The sequence below is a fragment of the Amycolatopsis sp. NPDC050768 genome, assembly GCF_040654155.1.
Taxonomy (GTDB): domain Bacteria; phylum Actinomycetota; class Actinomycetes; order Mycobacteriales; family Pseudonocardiaceae; genus Amycolatopsis.
In genome coordinates this window covers 476,267-497,582 of record NZ_JBFAHL010000001.1, presented here as the reverse complement: position 1 = coordinate 497,582, position 21,316 = coordinate 476,267, and the positions used below count along the sequence as shown (strand labels likewise).

General features: G+C 71.6%; 19 protein-coding genes. 14 read left to right on the top strand and 5 right to left on the bottom strand.

The genetic code is table 11. The features are described 5' to 3' along the window. The first annotated feature begins 8 nt into the window (after window positions 1-8). The 6 genes from AB0H62_RS02470 (at window position 9) to AB0H62_RS02445 (ending at window position 5,621) form a co-directional block, all read left to right on the top strand. On the top strand, window positions 9-320 hold the full coding sequence (locus AB0H62_RS02470) for a hypothetical protein (protein ID WP_360583667.1): 312 nt from the start codon (window positions 9-11) through the stop codon (window positions 318-320). Next, window positions 317-2,905 carry a hypothetical protein gene (locus AB0H62_RS02465; RefSeq protein WP_360583665.1) on the top strand — a complete coding sequence of 863 codons (2,589 nt, stop codon included), beginning with the start codon at window positions 317-319 and terminating at the stop codon, window positions 2,903-2,905. The genes AB0H62_RS02470 and AB0H62_RS02465 overlap by 4 nt, the downstream gene beginning before the upstream one ends. Window positions 2,906-2,928: 23 nt before the next feature. Further along, complete coding sequence (locus AB0H62_RS02460) at window positions 2,929-3,387, top strand: hypothetical protein (protein WP_360583663.1); 459 nt, start codon at window positions 2,929-2,931, stop codon at window positions 3,385-3,387. 116 nt (window positions 3,388-3,503) lie between these two features. Further along, the gene (locus AB0H62_RS02455) at window positions 3,504-3,803 is read left to right on the top strand and encodes a hypothetical protein (RefSeq protein ID WP_220246120.1); all 300 of its coding nucleotides are present in this window, start codon (window positions 3,504-3,506) and stop codon (window positions 3,801-3,803) included. Beyond that, window positions 3,800-5,230, top strand: coding sequence for a hypothetical protein (locus AB0H62_RS02450; RefSeq protein WP_360583661.1), 1,431 nt, complete (start codon window positions 3,800-3,802; stop codon window positions 5,228-5,230). Before AB0H62_RS02455 ends, AB0H62_RS02450 begins: the two co-directional genes overlap by 4 nt. Then, window positions 5,217-5,621, top strand: coding sequence for a hypothetical protein (locus tag AB0H62_RS02445; RefSeq protein ID WP_360583660.1), 405 nt, complete (start codon window positions 5,217-5,219; stop codon window positions 5,619-5,621). The genes AB0H62_RS02450 and AB0H62_RS02445 overlap by 14 nt, the downstream gene beginning before the upstream one ends. 392 nt (window positions 5,622-6,013) lie before the next feature. Here the strand turns inward: AB0H62_RS02445 and AB0H62_RS02440 are convergent, their stop codons facing one another. Continuing rightward, the gene (locus AB0H62_RS02440) at window positions 6,014-6,844 is read right to left on the bottom strand and encodes an alpha/beta hydrolase (protein ID WP_220246123.1); all 831 of its coding nucleotides are present in this window, start codon (window positions 6,842-6,844) and stop codon (window positions 6,014-6,016) included. A gap of 56 nt (window positions 6,845-6,900) precedes the next feature. Next, window positions 6,901-7,485 carry a dihydrofolate reductase family protein gene (locus AB0H62_RS02435; protein ID WP_220246124.1) on the bottom strand — a complete coding sequence of 195 codons (585 nt, stop codon included), beginning with the start codon at window positions 7,483-7,485 and terminating at the stop codon, window positions 6,901-6,903. Window positions 7,486-7,981: 496 nt separating this feature from the next. Here AB0H62_RS02435 and glmS point away from each other — a divergent pair, with 496 nt between their 5' ends. The 8 genes from glmS (at window position 7,982) to tsaE (ending at window position 17,565) form a co-directional block, all read left to right on the top strand. Then, entirely contained in the window at window positions 7,982-9,844 is a 1,863-nt protein-coding gene (gene glmS, locus AB0H62_RS02430; protein WP_220246125.1) for a glutamine--fructose-6-phosphate transaminase (isomerizing), read from the top strand. 15 nt (window positions 9,845-9,859) lie between these two features. Then, the gene (locus AB0H62_RS02425; RefSeq protein WP_360583657.1) at window positions 9,860-11,332 is read left to right on the top strand and encodes an NAD(P)H-hydrate dehydratase; all 1,473 of its coding nucleotides are present in this window, start codon (window positions 9,860-9,862) and stop codon (window positions 11,330-11,332) included. An 85-nt stretch (window positions 11,333-11,417) separates the two neighbouring features. After that, window positions 11,418-12,221: a DeoR/GlpR family DNA-binding transcription regulator gene (locus AB0H62_RS02420; RefSeq protein WP_220246127.1), complete on the top strand. Its 804-nt coding sequence runs from the start codon at window positions 11,418-11,420 to the stop codon at window positions 12,219-12,221. Continuing rightward, window positions 12,211-13,650, top strand: a complete 1,440-nt coding sequence (gene xylB, locus AB0H62_RS02415) for a xylulokinase (protein ID WP_360583655.1) — start codon at window positions 12,211-12,213, stop codon at window positions 13,648-13,650. Before AB0H62_RS02420 ends, xylB begins: the two co-directional genes overlap by 11 nt. Window positions 13,651-13,653: 3 nt before the next feature. Continuing rightward, window positions 13,654-14,757, top strand: coding sequence for a sn-glycerol-3-phosphate ABC transporter ATP-binding protein UgpC (ugpC, locus tag AB0H62_RS02410; protein ID WP_220246129.1), 1,104 nt, complete (start codon window positions 13,654-13,656; stop codon window positions 14,755-14,757). Window positions 14,758-14,900: 143 nt separating this feature from the next. Then, window positions 14,901-16,019, top strand: a complete 1,119-nt coding sequence (gene alr / locus AB0H62_RS02405; protein ID WP_360583653.1) for an alanine racemase — start codon at window positions 14,901-14,903, stop codon at window positions 16,017-16,019. Continuing rightward, entirely contained in the window at window positions 16,016-17,107 is a 1,092-nt protein-coding gene (locus tag AB0H62_RS02400; RefSeq protein WP_360583651.1) for an alpha/beta hydrolase, read from the top strand. Before alr ends, AB0H62_RS02400 begins: the two co-directional genes overlap by 4 nt. Further along, window positions 17,092-17,565: a tRNA (adenosine(37)-N6)-threonylcarbamoyltransferase complex ATPase subunit type 1 TsaE gene (tsaE, locus tag AB0H62_RS02395; RefSeq protein ID WP_266118299.1), complete on the top strand. Its 474-nt coding sequence runs from the start codon at window positions 17,092-17,094 to the stop codon at window positions 17,563-17,565. Before AB0H62_RS02400 ends, tsaE begins: the two co-directional genes overlap by 16 nt. Window positions 17,566-17,813: 248 nt before the next feature. Here tsaE and AB0H62_RS02390 read toward each other — a convergent pair whose 3' ends face one another. From AB0H62_RS02390 to AB0H62_RS02380, 3 genes are read right to left on the bottom strand one after another with little or no spacing between them, the layout of a single operon-like run. Beyond that, on the bottom strand, window positions 17,814-18,401 hold the full coding sequence (locus tag AB0H62_RS02390; RefSeq protein WP_360583648.1) for a short chain dehydrogenase: 588 nt from the start codon (window positions 18,399-18,401) through the stop codon (window positions 17,814-17,816). 32 nt (window positions 18,402-18,433) lie between these two features. Then, window positions 18,434-19,750 (bottom strand): carboxyl transferase domain-containing protein, encoded by a 1,317-nt coding sequence (locus AB0H62_RS02385; protein WP_360583646.1) that lies wholly within the window; start codon window positions 19,748-19,750, stop codon window positions 18,434-18,436. Continuing rightward, complete coding sequence (locus AB0H62_RS02380) at window positions 19,747-21,189, bottom strand: acyl-CoA synthetase (RefSeq protein WP_360584644.1); 1,443 nt, start codon at window positions 21,187-21,189, stop codon at window positions 19,747-19,749. Before AB0H62_RS02380 ends, AB0H62_RS02385 begins: the two co-directional genes overlap by 4 nt. Window positions 21,190-21,316: the final 127 nt, after the last annotated feature.

Here is a 21,316-nt window from a genome sequence, read left to right as displayed (position 1 = left end):
GGCGAGCGATGGCGGGCGGCCACAAGGTCGATACTGAGGCGCTGACGAGGGCCGCGAAAGCCGTGAGCGAAATGCCGCGGAACACGCTGCAGCAACCCCTCGCGGCGGTGAAGGACGTGCAGATCGTCGCCGCCGACTTCGGCGAAGCGCACGGCAACAACTTCGATCCGTACCACTCGGGTGTCCTCCGCCTGGCTGGAATCGCCGACGCCTACCTGAAGGCCTCCGACGCCTTCGCCCAGAAGCTCAACTCGGCGGGCGGCCACTACCAGGTCAATGAGGACGCTTCCGGCTCCGCGGTGAAGGCGGCGGGGAAGTGAGCGCCGACAAGGGCGACGACGTTCCGTCCCGCCAGGAAGTCGAGGAGATCCTCTACGACAACGGCCTCGGCAAGACCCAGGCGGGGACCGACCTGGCGTGGAAGTACATCAAGTACGTCGAAGACAACGACCCGACGAAGTACGGGTTCAAGGACGAGCACGAGTTCGAGCAGTGGCGCGATCGGGTCAAGAACGACATGGCGCTCAGCGCCGATCCGCCCGAGGACGCTGACGACAACCACGACAACGACGACGTCTACGCGGCCTATTCGCAGGCGAACGGCATCCACCAGAAGAACCAGGAGGACGCCCGCGCGGCCGATAAGAAGGCCGCGGACGACGCCAAGGGCAAGCTCGACGCGCAGGCAGGCAAAGCCTCGGCGACGAACGCCGGGGTGAACACGTCCGACGAGATCCTCGACCTGGGCTTGCCGGGGATGAAGACGTTCGACATCTGGGTGCCGTTGTTCAACCGCGCCGTCGCCTTGGTCGGGACCTATCAGCCGGCCAACAGGAACGATCTCTACAAACTTTACGACGAGCAGCGGAAGATCCCGTTCACCAAGTTCATGACGGGCGCCGACGAGTTCACGGCGTTGAGCGGGGCCGTGGTCAACGCGTCGACCGATGTCGAAGGCCAGCTTTCGACCAACCTCGCCGACTGGCAAGGCAGCGCGGCCGACTCGGCGAACAACTTCCGGAAGAACTACACGGCCGACGCCAAGGTCGTGTCCGATTCCGCCACGCACGCGGCCGACGCGATGAAGTCCGCGTGCGGTTTCGTCGGCAAGGCCTGCCGGGACAAGGCGAACTGGGTGATCAAGTACCGGGTCGATTCGCTCGGCCAGGTGACCGCCCCGGACCTGGACCGGATCATCCGGATCGCCGAACTGCGCAGCAACGCCAGCCAGGACGACTTCAAACACTGCGCGAAGTTCCTGGACCAGGAATCGCAGCAGATGATCGACGACGACTCGTGCAACCTCAACGACGACACGATCAACCACATCGTCGACCAGTGCAACATCTACCTGAAGGACAACTTCGGGAAGTTCTTCGACGGGTACATCCGCGATTTCAAGACGATGTGCACCAACACGCACACCGCGGTCGACGGTGCTTGGCGCGCGCTCACCGACTTCTTCGCACAGCTGCCGCAGGACCCGTTCTCGAACGTCGACCAGGCCGCGCCGCCGGACCCGGGCACCACCAAGCCGGCCAGCAGCAGTGGCGGCGGTGGTGGAGGCAACGGTGGCGGCGGGATGCCCTCGGCCGGTGGCGGCGGTGGGACGCCGGCGATCCCGAAGGTCGACCTGCCGAAGACTCCGGACGCGACCGACCCGGCCCTCAACCCGGTCACGCACCAGCCGCTCGAGACCGACCCCGCCACGGGCAAGCCGTACCCGATCGACCCGCGCACCGGCGAGGCGATCAAGACGGCCGAGCCCGAGACGATGACCGTCGAGCAGGGCGACCACAAGATCGCGATGATCGAGCCGGACTCCGACGGCCGCATGGGCATCACCGTCGACGACGGCACCGGGCACCCCAAGCAGTACAACCTGGACTTCGACGATCCGAAGGACGGTGCTGCCGCGGTTCCCGGGCAGCCGGGCCTGCAGGGTCAGCCGGTGCACTCGGGTCAGCCGGTCCAGCCGGGTCTTCCCGGACAGCCCACTCTGCCCGGCCAAACCACTCCCGGCTTCGGCCCCCAGGGCCACGATGGCGCTCAGCTCACCGACCCGTCCGGCAAGACCTACGAGCCCGGCCTGGACGGCAAGATCCACATCGAGGACGGCGGTCTCAAGATCACCGCGGAACAGCCGTCGGGGCCGGACGGGCCGACTGTGGTGACCGTCGACGACGGCATCGGCGAGCCCGTCAAGTACACCCTCGGCGACGATGACAAGCCGGACGCGCTCACAGGCACCGACCCGACGGGTACCGCTCTGCCGGGCACCACGGCGCAGCACGGGCTGCCGGACGTGCCGGGCGCCGCTCACTCGGGCGACCTGGGCGGCCCGCCGGACGGGCCGGGCCACTCGGCCGGCACCGGCGGTGGGTTCGGAGGCCAGGACTCTCCGGCGCACTCGAACGGGCAGGAAGCCGTCCCGCTCCACTCGGCGGACGCCGGGCCGCAGCACGCCGCGGACGTTCCGCAGCCGGCCGGCTTCACCGCCGACGCGGCGAGCCACGCCGGGCAGGACGCACCGGGGGTGGTCGACGACTCGACCACCGCCCAGTCGCTGACCAACCCGCTGGACAGCCACAGCGGTTTCGAGGCGCACGCGGACGACTCGCTCGGGACGAGCCCGGACGCGAGCGCGCCCCTGGGCGGTGGCGCGACCGACCCGTCGACGTCGCCGCTCGGCGCCGCGCCGACCATGGGCGACCACCAGGGTCAGCAGTCCTCCTCGATGGGGATGATGGGCGGCGGCATGATGGGCGGTGCGGGGGGCGGAGGCGGCCAGGACCAGGAGCGGTCCTCGAGCGCGTACCGCGTCGACCGCGGGCTGTTCGAATCGACGAAGTCGGGCAACCGCATCAGCGGTTCGCTCGACGATGACCCCGTGATGGGCCGCTAGCCGGAGTCGGGAAGGGGAGTCCGATGAGTTCGCAGGACGCGCTGGCCGCGATGCGTGCCAAGCTCGCGACGCTGGAGGCCGAGAACAGCGCCCGGTCGGCCTTGCTCGACCGCAACCGCGCCGAGGCGGTGGCGGAGAGCAAGGAGAAGCTCGAGAAGCAGGGCAAGATCCAGGGCGAGGTGTTCGTCCGGCTGCAGGAGCGCAACCGTCGCGCGAAGGCGGCCGGCGGCTGGGCGACGGAGAAGACCGTCGGGAACCGGGCCGACGACGAGAACGACTACGGGTTCGAGGAAGACGAGACCGAGAACGAGCGCCGCGCCGGGTTCCGCACCGCCGACGACCCCGAGGTCCGCTACGGCAGGCGGCCCGCGGCTCCGGCGCCCGCGGAACAGCCGGCCGAGCCGTCCGGGCGGCATCGGCGGGCCGCGCACGCCGTCGACGACGACACCGACTTCGCCGAGACCAACTGGCTCGCGAACTGAGCTCTTTGTCGACTCGGGCCTTCTGACTCGCTAGATTTCCGGTGCACGCAAAGTGGCACCGGGCGCCGGCGGCATGCGTCGGAGTGGGTGCGGGTCGGCGGAGTGAGGGGGTGGCCATGCCGGAGGGCAGCCACCGGGCAGACGCGGAGGCGATGCGCGCCGCGAAGGGCGCGCTCGAGGCCGCGGCCGGGCGGGTGTCCGGGGTGGCGTCGCAGGTCGTCGAGGCGGATTTCGGGCGCGGGCACGGCGGGGCGTTTGCCGCGTACCGCAACGGGTTCGCCGCGCTGGGCGATGCCGTCCGGGCTTACGCCGGTGAGCTCGCGTCGTTCGGCAGCAGCGTCGACGTGGCGGCGGGGCGGTACGCGTCCATCGAGGGCGAGCACGTCGACACCGCGCGGAACACGGCGAAGCGATGACCGGCGCGCTGCGTGGCCCCGAGCCCGGCGGCGTCGGGGTGGCGACCTCCGACGAGGTGCTCGCGCTCGCCACGCCGGCGCTGGATTTCTTCGGGCAGTGGGCCTCGGTCTGGAACGCGTTCGCGGCCACGAAGATCGACGTGGACAAGGACATCCGGGACAAGTTCCAGGACAGCGCCGGCCTCGACTTCCGCAAGTTCCTCGCTGACGCCGACGCGCTGGCCCACACGCGCGAGACCCTCGACTCCACCCACACCGACGCGACCACCGCCGCCACCACCCTCTTCCGCGACTGGCAAAGCCCCGCCGCGACGGCCGCTCAGAGTGCCTATCGTCGCCTCCACCCCGACGCTTTGCTCGACCACCTCGCCGGAGCCGCCCAGCTCATCCCCGAGACGATGACCCACGTCTTCACCGCCCTGAAGACCAAAGTGGACGAAGCGCTGAAACTCCGCACCGACTCGATCGCGGGCGCTCCTTTGCCGGTGGCGCAACGGGTTGCCGCGGTGGCCCGAGGCGGCGCCGTCTCGAAGGACGAGCTGCTCGACCTCGCCCAGTGGCTCGACTCCGCCAGCCCCGGCAACGACCTCCACAACCGCCTACGTGACTGCGACCCCGCCGACAACGACTACGCCACCCGCGCCGCCCGCCAATGGCTCAACGGTCCTTTCGCGACCGAGTTCAGCAGCCGCTACGCCGCGTTCCAGGGTCTGTGCGCGACGGCCACCTCCACCATCGACGGCCATTTCCGCATCCTGGCGGGATTCCTGGCTGTTCCGGTTGAGACGTCCACAGTGGACTCTTGGGTGGATTCCCCCACTCCGCCCCTGGGTCTCCCCGCTGACTCACCGACTCCCGCCCTCGGTCTCCCCGCGGGCTCACCGACTCCTGTCCTCGGCCCTTCCGCGGACTCGTCAACCCCCGCCCATGGCATTCCAGTGGACTCGCCAACGCCGGCCCATGGCCTCCCCGTGGGCTCACTGACTCCCGAACTTGGCCATTCCGTGGACTCGCCAACCCCCGCCCTTGGCCTCCCCGTGGTCACGGCTGACGTTGACCCATCGTCAGGCTCGACCTCGGGTGACCTGAACGTCCCGGACGACAGCACCACAGCCTCGGCCTCCCTGTCCGACCTCGGCGCCCACATCGTCGACCCGCCCCAGGACCAGCACCCCTCCGCGGAACTCGGCACGGCCCCCGGCGGCGACGTCACCTTCGACCCCCTCGGCCCCAGCCCCGACTCCCTCCCCGACGGCATGAACGGCTTCGGCGCCCTGCCCCTCCCTGGCCCGAGCGGCCTCGGCACCGCCCCCGGCGACCAAACACGCACGGCCGCCCGCCTCGGCACGGACGTCTTCGACACCCGCGCCTCGGCCGGCCGCATCAGCGGCTCCCTCGACGAGGGGCCTGGCGTTGACCGCCGCTGACCCGCCCGCCCCACGCAGCTTGACCGCCGCCGACCGACTCACTGCCGCCCGCGCGGCCCAGGACGCCGCCACCCGCGAACACCAGGAACAACGCGCCCTCCGCGACCGCCACGTCACCTCGGCCACGTCCGCCGCCACCGAGTCCCTCCACCGCGACGCCGCCACCCACGGCCGCTACCTCACCCGCGCCCAGGACCTCCAGCGCCGCCACCGCGAAGCCGGCGGCTGGCTCACCGAAAAGACCATGACCGACCGCACGCACACCATCGACCTCACCCCACCTGCCGACCCGCAGCCCGACGAGCCCGCCCCGCCAACCCCGGGCCACGCCACCCGCCCCGGCCGCTTCGACGACCACGACTTCTCGAACAACACCTGGATGGTCGACTGACCCCATTCGGTCGCCGCGTGAAGGCGTGACGGGTCCCTTCAGACCTTCTCAGAGCAACGCGCCGTAGCCCGCCGCCTCCGCGAGACCCCGGAGCTCCTGGTTGGCGTGATGAATGTCCCCTTCACGCGGCCACAGGTTCGCGACCGGCCCCTTCGCGACGGGAGAGAGGCAGCGCGATCCAGCTTGGCCCGCACCGGCCCGCTCAACGACAGCCAACCCTCGACCCGGCGCCGGTCCACTCAATACCGCGGCAAGTGCGCGGCGGGTCCCTTCGCCCAGCGGCGGGGCGCCGAGCGGTCCCTTCGCGCGCGGCCAACATCGGCGACCCAGCCCAGGGGCAGCCCGGCAGAAGCGGTGAAGGTCCCCTTCACCCCAACCCCGGTCACCGACCGTCAGGCAGCCGGCTCTTCCGTCAGCTCGATCGGCGCCCGCTTCACGTCCGCGTCCAGCAGCGGCAGGTACCGCTCCGTACCCGTCAGGTGTGTCAGGAAAAACGCCGTGAACAACGCCCGAGTCAGCTGCTGCGTACGCCGGTGCGGCTTGCCGTGGAGCAGGAGCTGGCTCCAGTGCCGCCCTTCGGTCACGCCGAGGTGCGAGGACTTCCCCAACGTGCGCAGCTGAACAGGCCCAGCCCACGCTGTGGCAATCGCTTCCGCATGGCCCACGGCCGGCGCGACCAGGTCATCCTCCGCCGCGAGGTGCAGGCCGGGGGCGGTGATGAGCTGGGCGGCGGCCGAGGCGGAGGGGAGGGTCTGGGCGGCGGTGATCGTCGCGACGGCGCGGATGCGCGGGCGCACCGAGTCGTCGGCCGCGGCGGCTTGGGCGGCGGCGAGGACGGCGGACCCGCCGCCGGTGGAGTGGCCGGCGAGGCCGAGTTTGGCAGGGTCGACGCTGATTCCGTCGGGGCCGAGGCGGACGGTGGTCACCACGTCGAGCGTCGTCAGCAGGTCGCTGGCCAGCAGGCGGTACGACGGCAGCGGCCCGCCCTGCGTCGCGGGCGCAGCGGCGACCACGCCCCAGCTCGCGAGGTGGTGCAGCAGGTGCCGGTACCGCGACGCGGGCTGCAGCCACCCGTGCCCGAACGCGATGGCCGGCAGCCCCAGCCCTTGGCGGGGCGTGAACACGACCCCCGGCAGCCCGACCAGGGCCAGGTTGCCGCGCAGGACCTCGTGGGGCCCCGGGTGTGACAGCTCCGCGAGCAGTTGCTTGGGCTTGCTGGCCATGCGCGTGACCTTACTGCCCGCGCCCGGCCCCGGCCCGCCCGCCGCTCCGGGCCAGGTCACGCGCGCTCGTAGTACGCGATGAGCACGCCCTTCGTGGTCGCGACGCTGCGAGTGAGCGTGAACTCGGTCAGCGGCGCCGGGCCCTCGAACAGCCGCGCGCCGACGCCGAGGGTGAGCGGGTGGATGACCAGCGTGTAGCGGTCGACCAGCCCGGCCGCGTGCAGGCTCCGCACGAGCGCCGCGCTGCCGACGATCGCCAGATCGTTCCCCGGCGCGGCCTTCAGTTCGGCGACGGTCTTCGTCGCGTCGCCGGGCAGGAGGATCGAGTTCTGCCACGCGCCGGCGCTGCCGAGGGTGGTCGAGGCCACGTACTTGGTGGCGGCGTCGAGGTGCGCGGTGAACGGGTTGCCGTCGTCGCGCCCCGCCCAGGCGCCGATGAAGTCCTCCCACGTCCGGCGCCCGAACAGCATGTCGCCGGGTTGGCTCATACCCCTGGCCATCTCGCGGCCGAGGACCTCGTCCTGGAACTTCGTGCCCCAGCCCCCGTGCGGGAACCCGCCGCGCGTGTCCTCGTCGGGCCGCCCGAGGCCCTGCACGACCCCGTCGAGGGTGACGTTCATGGTGACGCTGAGGGAACGCATGTTTTCTCCTCTCGTTTGCCCTCTACACGAGCGGGAATCGGCTGATTCGACATCCGCCGGGCGCGGAGTTGTCCACAACTCGCCCCGCCTGTGGACAACTCGGCTCGCGCGCCGGTTTCGTCGGTGGTGGCCAGTAGCACACCGAGACCCTCGCCGAGGCCCCGGCGCGACGTCTGAGCAATCCCCGCGCCAAGACAGCTGATCGCGAAAGCCGCCACGACGACCGCCGCCGGAGCACCTCAGTCCGAGCCGCTCGAAGGCCCCGCAACTCACCCGCCAGCCCACCCTTCACCCCCGCCTGTAGCCCCCACCTGAAGCCCCACAACTCACCCCCACCCCAGCCCCGAAAAGCCCCAGAACCCCACCGATCAGGGGTCCAAACCAACCCACCCCACTCTTCACCGTCACCACTCGATCTCCCCTGGTCAGGTGGGTTGAAAAGCCTCGGGAAGGTACCGGAGTAGGGGACTGGACATCCCTCGTTAGGCTTGTTCGCGTGTGTGGAATCGTGGGATATGTCGGACACCGGCCGGCGCTGGATGTGGTCCTCGGTGGCCTGCGGCGGATGGAGTACCGCGGCTACGACTCGGCCGGGGTGGCGGTGCTCGACGGCGCCGGCGCGCTGAGGGTCGAGCGCAAGGCAGGGCGGCTCGCCAACCTGGAGGCGCAGCTCGACACCGTGGGCAGGGACGGCTTCACCGGCACCGCCGGCATGGGCCACACCCGCTGGGCGACGCACGGCGCGCCCGTGGATCGGAACTCGCACCCGCACCAGGACGCCTCGAAAAAGGTCGCCGTGGTGCACAACGGCATCATCGAGAACTTCGCCGCCCTGCGTGCGGAGCTCGAGGCCGAGGGCGTCGAGATGGCGAGTGACACCGACACCGAAACCGCCGCGCACCTGGTGGCCCGGGCGTACAACAGCGGCGAAACAAAACAAAACTTCGCCGCCAGCGTCGCGGCCGTGTGCCGGCGGCTGGAGGGCGCGTTCACGCTGGTCGTGACGCACGCCGACCAGCCGGACACCATCGTGGCCGCGCGCCGATCCTCGCCGCTGGTGGTCGGGGTCGGGGAGGGCGAGCACTTCGTCGCGTCCGACGTCGCCGCGTTCATCGAGCACACGCGCGAAGCCGTGGAGCTGGGGCAGGACCAGCTGGTCGTCATCACCCGCGACGGCTACGAGGTCACCGACTTCCACGGCGACGCCGCGCAGGCCAAGCCGTTCACCGTCGACTGGGACCTCAGCGCCGCCGAGAAGGGCGGCCACGAGTACTTCATGCTCAAGGAGATCGAAGAGCAGCCCGAAGCCCTCGCCAACACGCTGCGCGGCCACTTCGAGGCCGGCCGGATCATCCTCGACGAGCAGCGCATCTCCGACCAGGACCTGCGTGACGTCGACAAGGTCTTCGTCGTCGCCTGTGGTTCCGCCTACCACTCGGGCCTGGTCGCCAAGTACGCCATCGAGCACTGGACGCGCCTGCCGGTCGAGGTCGAGCTCGCCAGCGAGTTCCGCTACCGCGACCCGGTGCTCGACCGCGACACGCTCGTCGTCGCGGTCTCGCAGTCCGGGGAGACGGCCGACACGCTGGAAGCCGTCCGCCACGCCCGCGAGCAGAAGGCCCGCGTGCTCGCCGTCTGCAACACCAACGGCGCCCAGATCCCCCGCGAGTCCGACGCCGTGCTGTACACGCACGCCGGCCCCGAGATCGGGGTCGCGTCGACGAAGGCGTTCCTCGCGCAGATCGCCGCCAACTACCTCGTGGGCCTGGCGCTCGCGCAGGCGCGCGGCACGAAGTACCCCGACGAGGTCGCCCGCGAGTTCGCCGAGCTGGAGGCCATGCCGGCCGCCGTGCAGAAGGTGCTGTCCACTGTGGACCAGGTCCGGGACCTCGGTCGCCGGATCTCCGACTCCAAGGCGGTGCTGTTCCTCGGCCGCCACGTCGGGTTCCCGGTCGCCCTCGAAGGCGCGCTGAAGCTCAAGGAACTGGCCTACATGCACGCCGAGGGCTTCGCCGCCGGCGAGCTCAAGCACGGCCCGATCGCGCTGGTCGAGGAAGGCCTGCCGATCGTCGTGGTCATGCCCTCGCCCAAGGGCCGCGCGGTGCTGCACTCGAAGCTGGTGTCCAACATCAGCGAGATCCAGGCCCGCGGCGCCCGCACCATCGTGATCGCCGAGGAGGGCGACGAGGCGGTGCGGCCGTTCGCCGACGAGCTGATCGAGATCCCCGCCGTGCCGACGCTGCTGCAGCCGCTGGTGTCCACCGTGCCGCTGCAGGTGCTGGCCGCGGAGATCGCCCGCGCCCGCGGGTACGACGTCGACAAGCCGCGTAACCTGGCGAAGTCCGTGACCGTCGAGTAATGCGGAGGGCCCGCCGTGCAGGGAATCTGGACCACGGAACGGATTCGCGAGGCGGAGGGCAAGCTGTTCGCCGTCACGCCCGAAGGCGAGCTGATGCGCCGGGCGTCGTTCGGCCTGGCCACGCACCTCGCGGGGTTCCTGGCCGAACGCACCGGCGGCGTCGCCGGACGACGGGTCGTGCTGCTCGTCGGCTCCGGCGACAACGGCGGTGACGCCCTGTGGGCCGGCGCGTTCCTGCGTCGCCGCAGCGTGGCCGTCACGGCGGTGCTGCTGAAGCCGGAGAAGGCGCACGCCAAGGGATTGGCCGCGCTACGCAAAGCCGGCGGCCGCGTGGTGTCCGTCGAGGACAGTCCACAGTGGATCGACAAGGCCGACGTGGTCGTCGACGGCATCGTCGGCATCTCCGGTAAAGGCCCGCTGCGCCCCGACGCGGCCGAACTCGTCGACAAAATCCAAGCGCCCATCGTCGCCGTCGACCTCCCCAGCGGCGTCGACCCGGACACCGGCGCCGTCGACGGCCCCCACGTCACCGCCACCCTCACCGTCACCTTCGGCGCCCCCAAACCCGTCCACGCGCTCGCGCCCCAGCAGTGCGGCGACGTCGTGCTCGTCGACATCGGCCTGGGCCCCGAGCTCGGCGACCCCGACCTGCAGCGCCTCGAGCTCACCGACCTCGCCGACCTCTGGCCCATCCCCGGCGCGGGCGACGACAAGTACACCCAGGGCGTCGTCGGCATCGCCGCCGGCTCCGCGACGTACCCAGGCGCGGCCGTGCTCGCGTCGGGTTCCGCCGTGCGCGCCACCGCCGGCATGGTCCGCTACGCCGGCCCCGCGGCCGACGTAGTCCGGAGCCGCTGGCCCGAGATCGTCGCGACGGGCTCCGTCACCGACGCCGGCCGCGTGCAGGCCTGGGTCGTCGGCCCGGGCATCGGCACCGGCTCCGAAGGCCACGACGTGCTGCGCCACATCCTCGGCCAGGGCGTGCCCGTCTGCGCCGACGCCGACGCCACCACGATCATCGCCCAGCACCCCGACGTCCTCGACGCCCGCGACCCCGACACCCCGCTCGTGCTCACGCCCCACGCCGGCGAGTACGAACGCCTCATGGGCACCCGCCCCGGCGCCGACCGGGTCAAGGCCGCTCGCGACGCCGCCAGGAAGTACAACGCCGTCGTCCTCCTCAAGGGCCACTGCACCGTGATCGCCGCGCCGGACGGCCGCGTCGCCGTCAACACCCCGCGCGGCTCCTGGCTCGCGACGGCCGGCTCCGGCGACGTCCTCACCGGCCTCATCGGGTCGCTGCTCGCCGCCGGCCTCGACCCGTGGCTGGCCGCCGCCGCGGGCGCGCAGGTGCACTCGCTCGCCGGCGCCCTCGCCGCGGACGGCGTGCCGACCTCCGCGTCCGGTCTGGTCGACGCCATCCCGGGAGCTGTCAAGCTCGTTCGAGGTACTAGCGACGTAGAAGTTATCGAGTTACCCGTTAACTAAGGCGATAAAATCTGGTAAGAACGAGGTGTGAGCACTGGCGCCCCCGTTCAGGTGACCCTCAACCGGGTCGACGGTGAGGTGCGCCGTGCCTAGGACCCGACCGTCCGACGCGGCCGTCGAGCAGCGCCGGCAGGACATCCTCGACCACGTCATCGAGCACGGCGAGGCACGCATCGACGACCTCACCACCCGCTTCGGCGTGAGCCTCATGACGATGCACCGCGACCTCGACGACCTGGCCGACCGCCGCCTCCTGCGCAAGCTGCGCGGCAAGGTCGAGGCCTACCCGGCGCTCACGATGGAGACCGCCAGCCGGTTCACGCTGCACTCCGCCGAGAAGGAAGCACTCGCCGAGGCGGCCGTCAAACACGTCGAACCCGGCCAGACCGTGTTCGTCGACGACTCCACCACGCTGTTTCCCCTGGTCGAGCGCCTCGCCGACATCGACGGCCTCACCGTGATCACCAACTCCCTGCGCGCCGCCAAGCTGCTGGGCGACGGCGTGAACGTCGTCGTCGCCGGAGGCCGCTACCACCCGGAATACGACTCCTGCTCCGGCCCTGACGTGCTGGCGCTGCTGGAGCGCACCCGCGCCGACATCGCGTTCGTGTCCGTGAGCGCCGTCGCCGTCGGCCGGCTTTTCCACCCCGTGCAGGACTACGCCGAGCTCAAGAAGGCCGTGCTGCGCGCCGCGAACCGCAACGTGCTCGTGCTCGACCACTCGAAGTTCGGCCGCACCGCGACCTTCGCTCACGGCGACGTCGGCGACTACGACCTCCTGATCACCAGTGAGATCACCCCGACCGAGGAGATCGAGGCCGCGCTCAACGCCGGCACGGCCGTGGAGACCGTCGAGCACGTCGAGGAGGGGCAGCCCTATGACAGCTGAGCTGGTGGCCGGGATCGATTCGTCGACCCAGTCGACGAAGGTCGTGGTCTGCGACGCGCGCACGGGCGCCGTCGTGCGCACCGGTCGCGCGCCGCACCCCGACGGCACCGAGGTCGACCCGGCAGCCTGGTGGCAGGCCTTCGGCGAGGCCACCGACGGTGTGCTCGACGGCGTGAAAGCCCTCGGCATCGGCGGGCAGCAGCACGGCATGGTCACCGTCGACGACGTCGGCGAGGTGGTTCGCCCCGCTTTGCTCTGGAACGACACGCGCTCCGCGCAGGCCGCCCAGGACCTCATCGAGGAACTGGGCGGCGCCGGTGTCTGGGCCAAGTCCGTGGGCTCCGTGCCGGTCGCGAGCTTCACCGTCACCAAGCTGCGCTGGCTCGCCGAGCACGAGCCCGGCAACGCCGACCGCGTCGCGCGCGTGCTGCTGCCGCACGACTGGCTCACCTGGCGCCTGCTCGGCAAGCCCGAGCAGGCCGTGACCGACCGCGGCGACGCGTCCGGCACCGGCTACTTCTCGCCGACGGAGAACGCCTACCGCGTGGACGTCCTGGCCCACGCGTTCGGTGGCCGCACGCCCGAGCTGCCGACCGTGCTCGGCCCTTCCGATACCGCCGGTCACACCGAAAACGGCCTGCTCGTCTCCGCCGGCACCGGCGACAACATGGCCGCCGCGCTGGCGCTGGAGCTCACGCCGGGCGACGCTGTGATCTCCCTGGGCACCAGCGGCACCGTCTTCGGGGTGACCGAGACGGGTTCGGCCGACGCGAGCGGCCTGGTCGCCGGGTTCGCCGACGCCACCGGCCGCTTCCTGCCGCTCACCGCCGCCCTCAACGCCGCCCGCGTGCTCACCGCGGGCGCGACCATGCTCGGCGTCGACCTCGCCGAGTTCGACCGCCTCGCGCTCGCCGCCGAAGCGGGCGCCGGCGGGCTCACGCTCCTGCCGTACCTCGACGGCGAGCGCACCCCGAACCTGCCGGATGCCACGGGCTCGCTCCACGGCCTGACCAGGGCGAACATGACGCCGGAGAACCTGGCCCGCGCCACCGTCGAGGGCATGCTGTGCGGGCTGGCCGCGGGCCTCGACGCCGTGCGCGCGCAGGGCATGGACGTCCGCCGCGTGCTGCTCATCGGCGGCGGCGCGCAGTCGGCGGCCGTGCGGGCGGTGGCGCCGATCGTGCTCGGCGTGCCCGTGGTGATCCCCGAGACGGGCGAGTACGTCGCCCTCGGTGCCGCGCGCCAGGCCGCCTGGGCGCTGGCCGGCACCGCCGAACCACCCGCGTGGGTGGCCGAAGGACCTGGAAACCGGCTCGTGCTGGACGAGCCGGCCGAGGCGCAACGCGCCGCGGGCAAGGAGATCCAGCGACGCCACCTCGAAGCGCGCGAAGCCGCGCACGGGGTTCCCGCGAAATTCGGAGAGGACTGACCGATGGCCACCATCACCTACGACAAGGCTTCCCGGCGCTACGCCGGCACCGAGCGGCCTGCCGTCGACGCACTCGAGCTGGAGATCGCCGACGGCGAGTTCCTCGTGCTGGTCGGCCCGTCGGGTTCGGGCAAGTCGACCGCGCTGCGCATGCTCGCGGGCCTGGAGGACGTCGACGAGGGCTCGATCTGGATCGGCGACCGCGACGTGACGCAGCTGCCGCCGCGTTCGCGCGACATCGCGATGGTGTTCCAGAACTACGCGCTGTACCCGCACATGACCGTCGCGCAGAACATGGGCTTCGCGCTGAAGATCGCGGGCCGTCCGGCGTCGGAGATCAAGCAGAAGGTGCTCGAGGCCGCGAAGCTGCTCGACATCGAGGATTACCTCGACCGCAAGCCGAAGGCCCTCTCCGGTGGCCAGCGCCAGCGTGTCGCCATGGGCCGCGCGATCGTGCGTGAGCCGCAGGTGTTCCTCATGGACGAGCCGCTGTCCAACCTGGACGCCAAGCTGCGTGTGTCCACGCGTACGCAGATCGCCGCGCTGCAGCGCCGCCTGGGCGTCACCACCGTGTACGTGACCCACGACCAGGTCGAGGCCATGACGATGGGCGACCGCGTGGCCGTGCTGTCCGACGGTCTGCTGCAGCAGTGCGACACCCCGCGCGCGCTCTACGACCACCCGGCCAACGTGTTCGTCGCCGGCTTCATCGGCTCGCCCGCCATGAACCTCGTCTCGGCGAAGCTCACGGCCGACGGCGCCGAGATCGGTGGCGCGAGCGTCCCCCTCACGCCCGCCGTTCGTTCGGCTGCCGACGGTGACACCGTGACGCTGGGCTTCCGCCCCGAGTCGCTCGAGGTCACCACCGACGCCGCGGGCGCGCTGCCCATCAAGGTCGACCTGGTGGAGGAGCTGGGCTCCGACGCGTACGTCTACGGAAAGCTCTCCGGCGCGCACCCCGAGATCACCGCCGAGGGCGCGTCGAAGAACGTCGTGGTCCGCGTCGACCCGCGCGCGACCCCGTCGATGGGCGACACGCTGCACCTGCGGATCCGGCCCGACGAGCTGCACGTGTTCTCGGGTACCAGCGGGCTCCGCCTGCCCTGACGCACAGCACTCTCGGACCCGCGTGGGAAACTGGCGGGCGTTACCGATCCGACCAGAAGTAGGCGGGTACGCAACTGGACGTTATCGTCTTCGGTAACCGTTCCCGCCGTGACTGAAGTCGGATTGGTAACTATCAGCACAGTATGACTGCCAGTTTCCCGCGGGCGGAGGTCGTGATCGACCTCGACGCCGTGCGCCACAACGTCGCTCTGCTGACCGGCCGCGCCGCCGGTTCGGCCGTGATGGCCGTGGTCAAGGCCGACGCGTACGGCCACGGCGCGGTCCCCGTCGCGCAGGCCGCGGTGGAGGCCGGCGCCACCTGGCTGGGCACCTGCTCGCTCGGTGAGGCGCTGGACCTGCGCCGGGCCGGGCTGTCGGTGCGGCTGTTCAGCTGGCTCGACGTGCCGGAGGTCGACTTCGGGCCCGGCATTCTCGCCGACATCGACCTGGGTGTGAGCTCGGTCGACGAACTTCAGCGCATTGCTTTGGCGGCGCGGCAGGTGGGTCGCCGCGCTCGGGTGCACCTCAAGATCGACACGGGCTTGTCGCGCAACGGTTGCCAGCCCGCCGACTGGCCCGAGCTGGTCGCGGCCGCCGCGGCTTCATCCGACGTGGACGTGGTCGCCGTCTGGTCGCACCTCGCGTGCGCCGATGACCCGGGCCACCCGTCGATCGACATCCAGGCGAAGCGCTTCGCCGACGCGTACGACGCCGCGCGCGCGGCCGGTCTGGACCCGCTGCGGCACCTGGCGAACTCCGCGGCCGTGCTCACGCGGCCCGACCTGCACTTCGACCTCGTGCGGCCCGGTATCGCGATGTACGGGCTGAACCCCGTGCCGCAGCACGAAGACCTGCGGCCGGCGATGACGTTCCGCGCGGCCGTGGCGCTCACGAAACGCCTGCCCGCCGGCGAGTCCGTCTCCTATGGACACACGTGGACGGCCGAGCGCGACACCACCGTGGCGCTGGTGCCCGCCGGGTACGCGGACGGTGTGCCGCGGTCGCTGTCGGGCCGCATGGACGTGTGGCTGGGCGGGCGGCGCCGGGCGGTCGTCGGGCGCGTGTGCATGGACCAGCTCGTGGTCGACTGCGGTGACGACACCCCGGCTGTCGGCGAAGAAGTGGTGCTGTTCGCCGACGGTCGCTCAGGTGAGCCGACCGCGCGCGAATGGGCCGACAAGCTGGGCACGATCGACTACGAGATCGTCACGTCGATGTACCGCCCGCGCGTGCAGCGGCGGTACCTGGGGGAGAGGCCGTGAGCCCTTCGGCTCGGTTGTGGGCGATCGTCGGCGGTCTCGGCGCGGTGGCCATGGGTACGGCCGCCGCGGCCCTCGTCGCGGCGCAACAGCGCAGGCAGAGTGAGGACCAGTACGTGGACGAGCAGCTGGGCGAGCTGAAGCCCGACCGCACGTCCACGGTCGCGGCCGAGGACGGCACGCCGCTTTCGGTGGAGGAGATCGACCCCGAGGACGGCGGCGAGCCCGAGCTGACGCTGGTCGGCGTGCACGGGTTCGCGTTGTCACGCAAGTCTTGGCACTTCCAGCGCCGCGCGATCGCTTCGCTGCGGCTGCCGCGCGTGCGGCAGGTGTATTACGACCACCGCAGCCACGGCCTGTCCGGCGCGGCGACGGCCGAGACCAGCACCATCGAGCAGCTGGCGCACGACCTCGACAGCGTGCTGCGCGCGATGGTGCCCGAAGGGCCGATCGTCCTCGTGGGACATTCCATGGGCGGCATGGTGATCATGGAGCTGGCCGCGGAGAACCCTTCGCTGTTCGAGGATCGCGTGTGTGGCGTCGCGTTCATCGCGACGGCCGCGGGCGAGGTGGGCGCGCGCGGGCTGCCGCGTTCGCTGCTGTCGAAGTACAACCCGTTGACGCGCGGCGTCGGCAACCTCGCGGGCTGGCAGCCCGGCCTGGTGGAGTTCGTGCGGGCGGCCGGTGGGCAGCTGGAACGGCAAGCCGTGCGGCGCCTCGCGTTCGGCAGCCGCGACGTCTCGCCGCGGCTGGTGGACTTCATGATCGAGATGCTGGCCGTGACGCCCGTGCGGGGCCTGGTGAACTTCGTCGACACGCTCGGCAGCCACAACCGTTACGCCGCCCTGGCGGGCCTCAAGCACACCCAGGTCGTCGTGATCGGTGGTGACTCCGACCGGTTCACGCCGTTCTCGCATGCCGAGCGCATCGCGGCCGAGCTGCCCGAGGCGGAGCTCGTGCGCGTGCGCGGCGCGGGCCACATGGTGCAGCTCGAACAGCCCGACCTCGTCACGGGCCGGCTCATCGATCTTCTGCAGCGCTGTTCCGGAAGCGCCGCACCCGACCGGCGGAACTGGTGGTGGACACGGTGACGTTCCTTCTCGCGACCCCCGACGACACGATGGCGTTCGGCAGGTCCCTGGGCGCGTCCCTGCGCGCGGGCGACCTTGTGCTGCTCGCCGGCCCCCTGGGCGCCGGCAAGACCACGCTCACGCGCGGCATCGCCGACGGCCTCGGCGTCGGCGGCCGCGTGAGCTCCCCGACGTTCGTCCTGGCCCGCGTCCACGCCGCGGGTTCCCTCGGCGTGCCCTTGATCCACGTCGACGCCTACCGCCTCGGCGGCGACCTCGCCCAGCTCGACGACCTGGACCTCGACACGGACCTGGAACGCTCCGCCGTCGTGGTGGAGTGGGGCGAGGGCTCGGCGGAACGGCTGTCGTCCGACTACCTGGTGGTGCGGATGTCCCGTCGGGACGACGACGTGCGCGAGGTTTCGCTTGAGCCACACGGATCTTGGGTGGCACGGATGTCGGCGTTGCCGTCGGCTTAGACCTGGCCCGGCCCCAGCCCCGGCCCCGGCCCCGCCGCCGCACGCCCGGCAAGGTGACAGGTCAGCGGTGGGTGCCTTCGCCGTTGGCAAGATGCCCAGCTCCGTGGCAACGCCGCGAACCGTGCGGCAAGGCCTCGCCGCGAATGGCAAGCCCCAGCGGTGATCGGCAAGCCTCGCTAGCGGATGGCATCCCGCCGCGCCCATCGCAAGCCGGCGCGAGCTGGCAACCAGCTCGCGCCCGTCGCGCGTCACCCGGTGATCGTCTGCCCGGACTCGGTCCCGGAAACGCACCCCACGTACCAGCGGGCGACCTCGGCAGCGGACGTACCGACGGCGTCGGTGATACCCAACGCAGCCAGGGTTTCCGCCACCCAACCCGGGCTGACGACGTTGATCCGCAACCCCCTCGGCAACTCGGCGGCGGCGTTGCGCGCGAAGCCCTCCAGACCGGCGTTGACCAGCGCACCGAGAGAACCACCGGCCAACGGCGCGGCAAACGTTCCCCCGGTGAGCGTGATCGACCCGTTGTCCCGCAAGTGGTGCAGCGCGTGCCGGGCCAGTGCCACCTGTCCCAGCAGCTTGCCACGCAACCCCTGCTCGAACTCCTCGTCACTGGCAGAAGCCAAGTCCAGCAGCGGCCCACTCGCCGCACAACACACCACGGCGTCTACTTCCGGCACGGCGCGGAACAGGCCCTCGATCGACGAGGTGTCCTCCAGATCCACCCGCACCGGCCCCCGCCGCGACGCTCGCACGACCACGTGCCCGGCCGCCTCCAGCGCCGCGGCGACCGCGCTGCCGACGGTCCCGCTCGCCCCCACCACGATGATCTTCACGCCCCCATTCTCGCCGCGGGCGCAACACCGTTTCAGGCTTCCACGATCCCCCGCGCCAAGCCGAGTTCGACGAGGTCCTGAGGCCGTAACCGCAGCTGGTCGGCCGTGGCCGGAATCTCGGTCATCGGGCGTTTGAGGATCGCGGCGGCAGCCTCGGGCGAGGTGACAGAGAAGTAGGCGTCCGGCGCGATCCACGTGTTGTCCGGCGCCGCGAAGGCCAGCGCGCCGCCGGAGCCGCCCTCGCCGATGACCAGGGTGGTGATCGGGACGGCCGCGGTGGCGATCGCCTCGAACAGCGACGCGATGGCGGGGCCGGCGCCGCCCTCTTCGGCGTCGGCGTCGTTGGCGGCGCCCGGGGTGTCGACGAGCGTCAGCACGGGAATGCCGAGCCGCGAAGCCAGCCGGACGAGGCGGGCGGCCGTGCGGAAGCCCGCCGGACGAGTGGCGGTGCCGCATTGCGCGGCGAAGGCCACCGCACGGCCCTCGCGCAGGCCGAAGCCGCAGAGGACGCCGTCGTCGACCGCGCCGGTGCGGTCGCCGCGGAGGGTTTCGTGCCAGTCGAAGTACGCGTCCACGTACGAAGCCGCACGGGGGCGGCGCGAGGATCGGGCGGCGCGGACAGCGTCCCACCCCGTCGAGGGCAGCGGCACCGAACGCAACGCGCCCGGGGGAGGAGCCGCCGTGGAAGAACGGGAAGTCAGCAACACCAGCCACCGCTCCAGCACCGACGCCAGCGAAGACGGCGACACCAGCTGGTCGACCTGCCCCCACTCGTACTTCGCCTCGACCGTGTAAGCCTCCGAAGGCGACGTCGCCGGCCGCACGCGCGAGCCCGCGAACCCCACCTGCGCCAGCAGCAGCCCCAAGACCACGTCGGCGCTCGCACCCAGCGTCGCCCAGCCGCCGCCGGTCGTCGGGTCGCGCAGCACGGAGATCTGGGCGACGCCGTCCGCCCGCGCCGCCGCCGAAGCGCGCGCGATCCGCTGCAGCTGGGACAACGCGCGCATGCCGTGCTGCATTCGCGAGCCACCGGTCGCGATCAACGCCACCACTGGCAGACGACGCGACCGCGCGCAGGAAAACGCGGCCTCCACGCGGTCACCGGTCCGTCGCCCGATCGACCCGCCGAGGAACCCGAACTCCCACACCACCAGCACCGCGGGCGTCGCACCCACCAGCGCCTCGCCGACGACCACGGACTCCGTCTCGCCCGTCCGCGCCGCGGCCGCCGCGTAGGCCTCGCGGTAGCCGGGCCAGCCGAGAGGGTCGTCCACACTACTGTCCACATCGGACAGCTCGGTGAACCCCGTCGACACCTGCGCGATGACCTCACGGGCCGAGGGCCTCACCCCAGAGCTCGCTTAAGGATCTTGCCCATGTCGTTGCGCGGCAACGCGTCCAGGTAGCGCACGACCCGTGGCCGCTTGTGCGGCGCCAGCAGTTTCGCCACGTGATCAGCCAGCTCCGAAGCCGACGGCCGCTCACCCGCGGGCACCACCCACGCCACGATGCGCTCACCGAGATCGTCGTCCGGCTCACCTGTCACGGCCGCCTCGGCGACGCCCGGGTGCTCCAGCAGCGCGTTCTCGATCTCGCCGGCGCCGATCTTGTACCCGCCGCTCTTGATCAGGTCGGTGGCCTTGCGCCCGACGATCTTCACGTACCCGTCGGCGTCGCGCGTCGCCATGTCGCCGGTGCGGAACCAGCCGTCCGCAAAAGCGGCAGCCGTCGCGTCCGGCCGGTTGAGATACTGGGTGAACAGGTTCGAGCCGCGCACCTGGATCTCGCCGACGGTCTCTGCCGGATCAAGACCGGTGATCGCTGTGCCTATTTCCCTGCCCGCCTCGTCGACCAGCCGCAGCTCCACGCCCGCCAGCGGCACGCCGACCGTGCCCGGCTTGCGCTCGCCGTCGGCGCGGACGCTGGTGTTCATCAGCGTCTCGGTCATCCCGTAGCGCTCCACGACCTGCTGCCCGGTCGCCGCCGTGATGCGCTGGTGGTCGTGCACGGGCAGCGCCGCCGACCCCGACACCAGCAGCCGCGCGCCGCGCAGGGCCGAGGCCAGCTCGGCGTCGTTCGCCACCGTCTCCGCGATCCGGTGGTACATCGTCGGGACGCCGAACATCATCGTCGCGCCGCTGGTCAGCTCACGGGCGACGCCCTCGGTCGAGAACCGCCCGAGGTGGCGCACCGAGCCGCCCCGGCGCAGCGGGCCGAGGATGCCGAGGATCAACCCGTGCACGTGGAACAGCGGCAGCCCGTGCACCAGCACGTCGTCGCTGGTCCATTCCCACGCGTCCTCCAGCGCGTCCAGTGTGGCCGAGATCGCGCGGCGGGGGAGCACCACGCCCTTGGGCGGGCCGGTGGTGCCGGAGGTGTAGACGATGAACGCGGGCGCCTCGGCATCCGGCTCGTCTGCGGGCACGGTCCCCGACCCTGTGAGCCGGATGTCGCGCCGCTCGAGCCCGGCCAGCCCCTCGGGCAGCTCGACGCCGGCCTCGGCCAGCACGAGCGCCGGCGTGCTGTCGGACAAGATGTGGGTCAGCTCGCGTTCACCGATTTTCGGGTTCAGCGGCACCACGGGCACCCCCGCGAGCAGCGCGGCGACCACGCCGACGCTGGTGTGCAGCGTCGGCGTCGCCCACACCGCGACCCGGCCGGTGGGCAGCTCGTTCGCCAGGGAACCGGCGACCGCGCCCAGCTCGGCGTAGGTGAGCGCCTGGTCACCGAAGCGCACCGCCTCCTTGCCAGAGCCGTCGGTGATCGCGGGGAACAGCGGATCGGGCACGGTGAGGACCTCCTGCGGCGCGGCGTCGGCGGGCGTCTCACCGGCACCGTACCGCGCCGTGACCTCGGCCACCTGCGACGCGATTCACACGGTTGCGGGGTTGCCCCTTCGGCCCGCCAGCCTGTCA

Coding starts and splice junctions, on each gene's coding strand:
- AB0H62_RS02440 (WP_220246123.1), bottom strand. CDS start 6,844: ATGGCCAGCAAGCCCAAGCAACTGCTCGCGGAGCTGTCACACCCGGGG.
- AB0H62_RS02455 (WP_220246120.1), top strand. CDS start 3,504: ATGCCGGAGGGCAGCCACCGGGCAGACGCGGAGGCGATGCGCGCCGCG.
- AB0H62_RS02470 (WP_360583667.1), top strand. CDS start 9: ATGGCGGGCGGCCACAAGGTCGATACTGAGGCGCTGACGAGGGCCGCG.
- AB0H62_RS02460 (WP_360583663.1), top strand. CDS start 2,929: ATGAGTTCGCAGGACGCGCTGGCCGCGATGCGTGCCAAGCTCGCGACG.
- ugpC (WP_220246129.1), top strand. CDS start 13,654: ATGGCCACCATCACCTACGACAAGGCTTCCCGGCGCTACGCCGGCACC.
- alr (WP_360583653.1), top strand. CDS start 14,901: ATGACTGCCAGTTTCCCGCGGGCGGAGGTCGTGATCGACCTCGACGCC.
- AB0H62_RS02450 (WP_360583661.1), top strand. CDS start 3,800: ATGACCGGCGCGCTGCGTGGCCCCGAGCCCGGCGGCGTCGGGGTGGCG.
- xylB (WP_360583655.1), top strand. CDS start 12,211: ATGACAGCTGAGCTGGTGGCCGGGATCGATTCGTCGACCCAGTCGACG.
- AB0H62_RS02435 (WP_220246124.1), bottom strand. CDS start 7,485: ATGCGTTCCCTCAGCGTCACCATGAACGTCACCCTCGACGGGGTCGTG.